At 60.6% G+C, this 8,851-nt stretch carries 8 protein-coding genes and 1 tRNA gene; 7 read left to right on the top strand and 2 right to left on the bottom strand.

Annotated features, from left to right (window positions below; translation table 11 throughout):
• The first annotated feature begins 83 nt into the window (after positions 1 to 83).
• Positions 84 to 167: transfer RNA gene (locus tag G5171_RS09000), tRNA-Leu, on the top strand.
• A 207-nt stretch (positions 168 to 374) separates the two neighbouring features.
• Here the strand turns inward: G5171_RS09000 and G5171_RS08995 are convergent.
• Entirely contained in the window at positions 375 to 2,207 is a 1,833-nt protein-coding gene (locus G5171_RS08995) for an SLC13 family permease (protein ID WP_421260066.1), read from the bottom strand.
• A 263-nt stretch (positions 2,208 to 2,470) separates the two neighbouring features.
• Between G5171_RS08995 and pnuC the strand changes: the two genes are divergently transcribed.
• The 6 genes from pnuC (at position 2,471) to G5171_RS08965 (ending at position 7,344) form a co-directional block, all read left to right on the top strand.
• Positions 2,471 to 3,187: a nicotinamide riboside transporter PnuC gene (gene pnuC, locus G5171_RS08990; protein ID WP_421251294.1), complete on the top strand. Its 717-nt coding sequence runs from the start codon at positions 2,471 to 2,473 to the stop codon at positions 3,185 to 3,187.
• A gap of 3 nt (positions 3,188 to 3,190) precedes the next feature.
• On the top strand, positions 3,191 to 3,916 hold the full coding sequence (locus tag G5171_RS08985; protein WP_421251295.1) for a nucleoside phosphorylase: 726 nt from the start codon (positions 3,191 to 3,193) through the stop codon (positions 3,914 to 3,916).
• 104 nt (positions 3,917 to 4,020) lie between these two features.
• Positions 4,021 to 4,692 (top strand): Crp/Fnr family transcriptional regulator, encoded by a 672-nt coding sequence (locus tag G5171_RS08980; RefSeq protein WP_421251296.1) that lies wholly within the window; start codon positions 4,021 to 4,023, stop codon positions 4,690 to 4,692.
• 27 nt (positions 4,693 to 4,719) lie between these two features.
• A complete protein-coding gene (gene yqfB / locus G5171_RS08975; RefSeq protein WP_421251297.1) occupies positions 4,720 to 5,043 on the top strand; it encodes a N(4)-acetylcytidine aminohydrolase in 324 nt (107 codons plus the stop codon).
• A gap of 67 nt (positions 5,044 to 5,110) precedes the next feature.
• Positions 5,111 to 5,512 (top strand): DUF1622 domain-containing protein, encoded by a 402-nt coding sequence (locus tag G5171_RS08970; protein WP_029299378.1) that lies wholly within the window; start codon positions 5,111 to 5,113, stop codon positions 5,510 to 5,512.
• Between the two features lie 200 nt (positions 5,513 to 5,712).
• Positions 5,713 to 7,344, top strand: a complete 1,632-nt coding sequence (locus tag G5171_RS08965; RefSeq protein ID WP_421251298.1) for an alpha-glucosidase — start codon at positions 5,713 to 5,715, stop codon at positions 7,342 to 7,344.
• Here G5171_RS08965 and G5171_RS08960 read toward each other — a convergent pair whose 3' ends face one another.
• Positions 7,345 to 8,721, bottom strand: coding sequence for an MDR family MFS transporter (locus G5171_RS08960; protein WP_421251299.1), 1,377 nt, complete (start codon positions 8,719 to 8,721; stop codon positions 7,345 to 7,347). It lies immediately after the preceding gene.
• Positions 8,722 to 8,851 lie beyond the last annotated feature (130 nt).

The following is an 8,851-nucleotide window of genomic DNA, read 5'->3' as shown; positions in this document are numbered from 1 at the left end:
GCTATGTAGCTCAGTTGGTTAGAGCATCGCACTCATAATGCGGGGGTCACAGGTTCGAATCCCGTCATAGCCACCATCAATTTGCGGAAGTGGCGAAATTGGTAGACGCACCAGATTTAGGTTCTGGCGCCCTAGGCGTGAGAGTTCGAGTCTCTCCTTCCGCACCATTGATAGCAGTACCAAACAGACCAGCTCACGCTGGTTTTTTTGTATCTGACATTTGCCTCTCTCCGGTTGTCTCTCATCGCTGTATCACCCCCTCTTCCCCTTAAGGCCCCCTTCCCGCTGATTCCGAGCACGCCTTGCCACTCTCGTCTCCCTGCAACAAAAAGCGGCCCGTAGGCCGCTGGTATGAACATCCATCAACACGGTAGTCAGAACGGGAAAAACCAGGGAATAGCCACCACACTCACCGCCATCACCAGCAGGGTGAAAGGCACCCCGATACGGATAAAGTCGGCGAACTTGTAGTTGCCCGGTCCCAGCACCAGGGTATTCACTGGTGAGGAGACGGGCGTCATAAAGGCAGCCGAGGCGGCGATGGCAATGGTCATGGCGAACGGATAGGGCGATACCCCCATCTGCTGCGCCGTGCCCAGCGCAATGGGCGCCATCAGTACCGCGGTGGCGGTATTGGAGATAAATAGCCCGATCACTGCGCAGAGCGCAAACAGGCTGGCCAGCATCACCCGCGGCCCCATCTCCCCCACCACATTGATCAGGCCACCGACGATCAGATCCACCCCGCCGGTTTTTTGCAGCGCCAGTGCGAAGGGGAGCATGCCGACAATCAGGATCAGGGTCGGCCAGTGGATCGACTTGTAGGCGCTCTCCATGTCGATACAGCGAAACTTGCCCATCAGCAGACAGGCGATCAACGCGGCAATGACGTTGGGCACCGGATCGGTCACCATCAGCAGGATCATCACCCCAAGGCAAATCAGTGCATGGATCGACTGACTGCGGGCGGGGGCCATCTCGTCCACCTCGGCCGGCAGTCCCATCAACAAAAAGTCGCGGCTGTGAGTCTGCAGTTGCCGGATATGGCTCCAGTTACCCACCACCAGCAGGGTGTCCCCCATTTGCAGCGGCTCGTCCACCAGTTTGCCAGCAAGAGCCTCACCATCGCGGCGCAGCCCCACCACACTCAGGCCATAGCGGGAGCGGAAGGTCACCTCCCGCACACTCTTGCCCAGCAGCTTGGATTCGGGTATCAGCGACACCTCGGCCATCCCCACCTCCCGCGCCTGACCGGAGAAGTACTCGCCACGCAGGATCATGGGCTCGAGCCGCGCTTCGCTGCAAAAATCCCGCACGTCCACCTCGGGATCGGACATATCGATCAGCAGCACATCCCTGGCCTGAAATTCACTGATCCCCGACACCGGCACCATCACCCTGCGAAACTTGCGCCAGCGCTCCACCCCGATAATGTGGGCGCCATAACGGGCGCGCAGTTGCAGCTCGTCCAGGGTATGGCCAATCAGGGGAGAGTCGGGGTGCAGCGCCAGGCGGCGGGCCCGACCGGTCAGCCGATAATCACGGATAAGATCGCGAAAAGTACGGCGCCCGGTCTGCTTGCCCTTGCCCTCCTCCCCCTCGCCCACCAAAGAGCCGCGCACCAGCAGCATGTAGAGGATGCCCAGCCCCAGGATCAGCCCCCCCATGGGAGTGAAATCGAAGAAACCGAAGCCGTGTATGCCGTGGCGCATCAGCTCGCTGTTGACCACCATGTTGGGGGGCGTGGCCACCAGCGTCATCATACCGCTGATAAGCCCGGCAAAGCCGAGGGGCATCATCAGGCGACCGGCCGGGATCCCCATCCGATTCGCCACACTCAGCACCACCGGGATAAAGATGGCCACCACCCCGGTGCTGCTCATCACAGCCCCCAGCGTCGCCACCGCCACCATCAGCAGCACCAGCAGCTTGGTCTCGCTGCTGCCCGCCACCTTCACCAATGCATCCCCCACCTGATAGGCGATGCCGGTGCGCACCAACCCCTCCCCGACTACAAACAGGGCGGCTATCAGAATGACGTTGGGATCGCTAAAACCCGCCAGTGCCTCCGGCAGGGTGAGGGTGCCGCTCAGCACAAAGAGGATGATGATCAACAGGGCGACCACGTCCATCCGCACCTTGTTGGTCATAAAGAGATAGATGGCGCCAGCCAGCAGACAGAGCACCCAGACAAGCTCGGAATTCAATGCAACCTCCTTTTATCACGTGATTCTCCTCCCGGATAGTGGACTCTATCAGACCACAGCCACGGCGCTATCATCTTGCTACATATCAATAAAGTCCGGCCCATCGGGGCACCATAACCCATCGGTGCTGGAATAGCCGGGCACCAGAAGCCATTTCTTTGATATGGGCCAAGCCCGGGGCGGACAAAAGTCCTGCCCCTCCTCCCCCTCACCCCTTAGAATGGCGCCCTCGCATACTAACCCTCATTACCAAGGATCAGAAAATGAGCATATTCGAGCTGTTCAGCATCAATAACACGCTAGTGACCATACCGCTGGGTGGCGGCTATGCCATGTCATGGATTGAAGCCATCGGCACTCTGTTCGGCCTTGCCTGTATCTGGTTCGCCAGTCAGGAGAAGACCATCAACTACCTGTTTGGTCTGATCAACGTCACCCTGTTTGCCATCATCTTCTTCCAGATCCAGCTGTACGGGCTGTTGCTGCTGCAGCTGTTCTTCTTCTGCGCCAACGTCTACGGCTGGTACGCCTGGACCCGTCCCGCCAACGAGCAGGGGGATACCCTGCAGATCCGCTGGCTCAGCAAATCCAAGCTCATCGTCACTGCCGTGGTGAGCGTGCTGGCCATCGCCCTGCTGACCCGCTATATCGACCCGGTATTCGCAGCGCTGGCGCGTACCTCGGTCGCGTTTCTCAACCTGTTTGGTGCCAACCTTGCCACTCCCGAGCCCTCCCCCGATGCTTTCCCATTCTGGGATGCCACCATGACGGTGCTCTCGGTGGTCGCGCAGATCCTGATGACCCGCAAATATGTGGAGAACTGGATCCTCTGGGTGGTCATCAACATCATCAGCATCGGTGTCTATGCGGCGCAGGGCGTTTACGCCATGTCGCTGGAGTACCTGATCCTGCTCTTTATCGCCGCCAACGGCACTCGCCTCTGGGTGATTACCGCCAAGCGCCAGCCACAAGGTCTGTAAGCCATGAGTCTGTTACCCCATCTCCAGTGCCGCCCCGACCAGATTGCCGAGCGGGTGGTGCTGTGCGGCGACCCGGCCCGGGTCGACCGCATCGCCAGCCAGCTCGAGCGGTGTGAAGTGCTGGGGCAAAACCGGGAGTTTCGCCTCATCAATGGCCGTTATCAGGGAGTGCCGATCACGGTTTGCAGCACCGGCATCGGCGGCGCGTCGGCCATCATAGCGCTGGAGGAGCTGGTGCAAGCCGGTGCCCGCTCGCTTATTCGGGTCGGCTCCGCCGGTGCCCTGCAACACGACATCGGCCTTGGCGACCTTATCGTGGTGGAAGGGGCGGTACGCAATGAGGGGGCCTCACAGGCCTATCTGCCCGCCGAGTACCCCGCCTGCGCCGATATCTGGCTGCAGGCCGCCTTGCTCAACCATGTAGCAACCGGCAGCCAGCCTCATTGGCACGGGCTGGTACGCTCCCACGACAGCTTCTATCGAGATGATGAGCAGGAGGTGTGCCGCTACTGGCATGCCCGTGGCGTGCTCGGCGCTGACATGGAGACCGCAGCCCTGCTGACCGTGGGTCGCCTGCGCAAGGTGCGGGTTGCAGCCGTGCTCTGCAACGTAGTGCTGTTCGAGCAGGATGTGCAGGATGGGGTCAATGAGTACGCCAACGCCGAGCTGGCCATGATGAACGGCGAGCGAAACGCCATCGCCGCCGCCCTCCACGCCCTGGTGCAATAAACGGCAAACCGTTAATCACGGCACATTCGACAGGAGGCGGGCTGGTATCCGGCCCGCGCTCTTGCTAGCCTCATGGCCCTCGTCATCGGTGCGACAGGTACGTCATGCAGCAACAGCCCTATCCCCTCGGTCGTTTTCACGCCGAACTCGCCAAACTGGAACCCCGCTTTGCCGCGGCGCTGGAAGCGTGCACCCTGTTTCTGCGTCGCTACCTGCCGGGCGAATCCATCATGCGGCAGGGGGAGCTGAGCGAGCAGCTCTATCTGGTCGAACATGGCCGGGTCTCCCTCAACAGCACAGTGCACTCGGGCCGCCGCTTCCAACTCGGCGAGATTGAGTGTCACAGCCAGATCTTTGGCGAGATGGAGTTCTTCAGCGCCACCCCGGTGCAGTGGAACGTGGTGGCCGAGACCGAGCTGGATGCCCGGGTCATCTGCGCCCACAAACTGGCCCAGCGCCTGCTGGCCGAGCCCGAGTTGACCCTCTTTTTCGCCGCCGCACTCGCCAGCGACTATCTCGATACGCTGGAGATCACCACCAGCCGCCTGCTCCACCCCATCGCCTACAACATCGCCTACGAGTTGTGGCGAGAACGCCAGCGCACCCCCATGCTGGGGTCACGCAAGCGGGCCCATGAGGCGGCGCGCTTCGGCACCACCGAGCGGGTTTACCGCCGCGCCCTCAAGGAGCTGGTCGAACAGGGCATAGTTGCCGACGGCAGCAATGGCCCCGTTATCGCCGATCTGGCCAAGCTGCGCGCCTATCTCGACCTTTGATTTCCATTCACCCTGTCAGGAGTCACCATGTCTACTCACACCTATCCAGCGTTCACCTTCTTCAGCCGCTTCGTTGCCGACATTCAGGCGGGCCGCAAGACCATCACCATCCGCGACGAGAGCGAGGCCAACTGGCAGCCCGGCCAGCGGCTGGCCCTGTTCACCAACCCGGAGCACCAGCCCTTCGGCACCATAGAGGTGATCTCCGTCAATGCAGTGGCCTTCGATGAACTGAACGACGAGCACGCCCGTCAGGAGAACATGACCCTCCCCGAGCTCAAACAGGTGATCCGCGATATCTACCCCGCTCTGCCGCCGCTCTATGTGATTGAATTCAAACTGATTGCCTGAGCTGGATTTGGCCTTTGCCGAGTGATGTGTTAATAGTGTCCTCTTTTGAATCATGGAGGTGACCCGAGTGTTTGAGATAGCGAGCCTGAGAGAAGGGATGATGCACGGGGTCGAGCTGTTCCAGCTGCTGCTGGAGATCATCTCCATCGCCTGTGTGGTGATAGGGCTTGGCAAGACCCTCTGGCTGGCGGCGCGGATGGAGGATCACGAACCCGGCTTTCCGCGCATTCGCCTCTGTTTCGGCAGTTGGCTCATCTTGGCGCTGGAGTTCCAGCTCGCCGCCGACATCCTGGCCACCACGGTCGCGCCAAGCAAGGAGGAGCTGATCCGCCTCGCCATCATCGCGGTGATCCGCACCTTCCTGAACTACTTCCTCGGCAAGGAGCTGGAAGCCCAAGCAGAACGCCAGCAAGACAAGGCAGAGCGCCAGCAGGAACAACGCAGCGAGCAGGCCAAGGCTGCTCAATAACCTGTATTCCTGCAGAGTATCCGCGCCAAGTGCCGTGCCGTCCCGACCACAGCAGTGGCCCGGGATGGCACCTTTGTGACCCTTCCCGCACTTTTGGCAATCAGCCAACTATGGAACCCTTTTCAAGGTTTCCTCTGCCCTGTCGAGTCGCAGCTCATCTGCGTAAGATAGAAAATCTTCTCCCCCAACCGGCCACGCTGATGAATACGCACTCCCTTCACACGCCCGATATCGACCTCGATAGCTGCGTCATCTACCAGATCTACCCCATGAGTTTTCAGGACAGTGATGGCGACGGCATAGGCGATATCAACGGCATCCGTCAGCGCCTCGACTATCTGGCCACCCTCGGGGTCGATATGCTCTGGCTCACCCCCATCTATCGCTCCCCCAAACGGGACAACGGCTACGATGTGGCGGACTACCGTGCCATCGACCCCACCTTCGGCACCCTGACCGAGATGGAGCAGCTGATCGCCGAAGCGGCCGCTCACGGCATCGGCATCATGATGGATATCGTCGCCAACCACACCTCCACCGAGCACGAGTGGTTTATGCAGGCACTGGCTGGCGATCCCCGTTATCAGGGTTATTACGTATTCCGGGATCAAGCCTTTGTCGATGCTCACCCCATTACCTCGATTTTTGGCGGCAGCGGCTGGCAGTATGTGCCAGCGCTTGATCGCTACTACCTGCACAACTTCGATCCCAGTCAGGCCGATCTGGACTGGGACAACCCGGCGGTGCGGGCCGAGATGGCAGAGGTGATCAACTTCTGGCTGGGCAAAGGGATCAAGGGATTTCGCTTCGATGTGATCGATATGGTGAGCAAGGAGTGGGACCGACTGGCCATGAGCAATGGCCCGCGCCTGCACGACTATATCCGCGAGCTCAATGCTGCCAGCTTCGGCGGCAAAGGGATCATTACGGTGGGGGAGACCTGGGGGGCCGATCTCGCCCATATGCAACGCTACTCCAGCACGGATGGCAGCGAGTTCAGCATGGTGTTCAACTTCGAGCATCTGGGGCTCGGCAGTGACAAGTGGTCATCCCGCTTTGCTCCCCTCGCCTTCAAACGGGCCATGGCCCGCCACCAGCAAGGGCTGCATGGCCGAGGCTGGAACAGCCTGTTTCTCGGCAACCACGACCTGCCCCGCGCCGTCTCCCGCTTTGGCGATGACAGGCCCGAGTGGCGGGAAACCAGCGCCAAACTGTGGGCCATGGTGCTGCACATGATGCAGGGCACTCCCTTCATCTATCAGGGGGAGGAGCTCGCCATGACCAACCGCCACTGGCAGCCGGACGAGCTGCGCGATGTGGAGGCCATCAACTACTGCGCCAGCCAGTCAGGGCTGGATCCTGCCGAGCTGAGTCGGCGGCTCGATGCCATTGGCCGCGACAACGCCCGTACCCCGATGCAGTGGGACGCTGGCCCCCACGCCGGTTTCAGCACCACCACGCCCTGGATTGCCCTCAATGCCAACCACCTCGAGATAAATGCTGACGAGCAGCTGGCCCGCCCCGACTCGCCGTTTCACTGCTATCGCCAGCTCATCGCCCTGCGCAAGGCCCACCCGGTCGTTCGCCACGGCAATTTCGAACTGCTGGATGGGGATGATCCCAAGCGCATCGGCTATCGCCGCCACTGGCAGGATCCGGCCAGCGGAGAGCGGCACACCCTGCTGCTACTCGCCAATCTCACGGCGAACCCCCTGTCGATGCCCCACTTTGACAAGGTAACAGACGGCATGAGCTTGCTGATAGGCAACTACCCTGGCCAGCCTGCACCACTTTTTGCCCCTTATCAGTGTGCGGTATGGCTAGCCGATTGATCAGGCATTGATAGAGGCCAGCTCATGGCGCTTCAATGCCAGCAGAGTGATCAGCAGCGCCAGCGTGGCAATCAGCCCCATGCCGATATAAGTGGTGCTGAAACCTGCGGCCAGCAGATCGGGCCCAAGCCGACTCAGATCACTGCCACTACCGGCAGGCAGGCTGGAATGGAACAGCATGGCGCAGATGGCCACCCCGATGGCCCCCCCCAGCTCACGGCCAAAGTTGAACAGCGACATGCCGATGCCGCGATCTTCCCGTGGCAAGGCATTCTGTACCACCACCGAGAGGGCGGGCAACACCAGACCCAGGCCAATACCGGCAAAGCCGAGGGCCAGCTTGACCCAGGCATCAAAGTGGATCTGCCAAAGCGCCACTGCAGCCAGCCCGAAGCCTACCGCCACAAAACTCTTGTAGTGACCGGTACGCCCGATGAGTTTGCCGCCGACAAAAGCGCCGGCGGTAATGCAGATCATGAAGATCACCATACTCATCCCGCTCTCACTGGCGCTCAGCCCCTTTTGCCACTGCATCTGCAGGGGTAGATAAACCAACACCGCAAACATCAGCAACTGGGAAAACATCACCAGCAGCACACTCACCAGATAACCGGGCAGCCGCACCAGATGGGCTGGCAGTATGGGGTCATGAGCGCGCCGCTCAATCAGCACCAGCAACATCAGAGAGACCGCCAGAGCCCCCGCCAGCCAGATGGCAGGGAGGGCTGCCTCGGGTGAGAGCAACAACAGAGTCAGGGTGGTGACGGTAATGAGCAGTGCCGCCCCCTTCCAGTCGAAGCGACTGTGGCGACGCACATTGAGCTGTTTAAGATTGCGGTTGATCAGGTAGATCGCCAGTGCACCAAGCGGCAGGTTGATCCAGAAGATCCAGCGCCAGCTGAGTTGTTCGGTAAAGTAGCCACCCAGCAGGGGCCCGGCAATGCTGGATACCGCATAGACCGCCGAAATGTACCCCTGATACTTGCCCACTTCCCGCGGCGGAATCGTGTCGGCAATCACGGTAAAGGCAAGAGCAATCAGGCCGCCCCCTCCCAATCCTTGCAGCACTCGGGCCGCCAGCAGGGTCGGCAGATCCTGAGAGAGGGCGCAGGCGATAGAGCCTGCCAGAAAGAGACCAATGGCGATATTGAGCATCCGTACCCGGCCAAGGAGATCACTAAGTTTGCCATAGAGGGGCAGTACGGCGGTGGCCGCCAGCAGGTAGGCGGTGACCACCCAGGTGAGGGCGGCACCGGCGTGCAGCTCGGCACCGATCATCGGCAGCGGGGTGGTGACGATGCTCTTCTCCAGCGAACCGAGCGCGATCACCAGCGCCACACTGGAGAAGATGGTTTTAGGGGATATTTTCGAGGTCATAAGGGGACTCGCTGATCTGATATGCCAAAGGATCGGCAATTGAGCGAGTTATTGTCTCACAAATCAGCAAGAGATAGAAAAATCGGCGGCCACATCTGCCCGATCATGAGACAGATCCCATAATCGATGT

The sequence above is a fragment of the Aeromonas sp. 600774 genome, assembly GCF_049175075.1.
Taxonomy (GTDB): Bacteria; Pseudomonadota; Gammaproteobacteria; order Enterobacterales; family Aeromonadaceae; genus Aeromonas; species Aeromonas veronii_A.
This window is presented reverse-complemented; position numbering and strand designations above follow the sequence as displayed.

Coding starts and splice junctions, on each gene's coding strand:
- pnuC (WP_421251294.1), top strand. CDS start 2,471: ATGAGCATATTCGAGCTGTTCAGCATCAATAACACGCTAGTGACCATA.
- G5171_RS08985 (WP_421251295.1), top strand. CDS start 3,191: ATGAGTCTGTTACCCCATCTCCAGTGCCGCCCCGACCAGATTGCCGAG.
- G5171_RS08980 (WP_421251296.1), top strand. CDS start 4,021: ATGCAGCAACAGCCCTATCCCCTCGGTCGTTTTCACGCCGAACTCGCC.
- yqfB (WP_421251297.1), top strand. CDS start 4,720: ATGTCTACTCACACCTATCCAGCGTTCACCTTCTTCAGCCGCTTCGTT.
- G5171_RS08965 (WP_421251298.1), top strand. CDS start 5,713: ATGAATACGCACTCCCTTCACACGCCCGATATCGACCTCGATAGCTGC.
- G5171_RS08960 (WP_421251299.1), bottom strand. CDS start 8,721: ATGACCTCGAAAATATCCCCTAAAACCATCTTCTCCAGTGTGGCGCTG.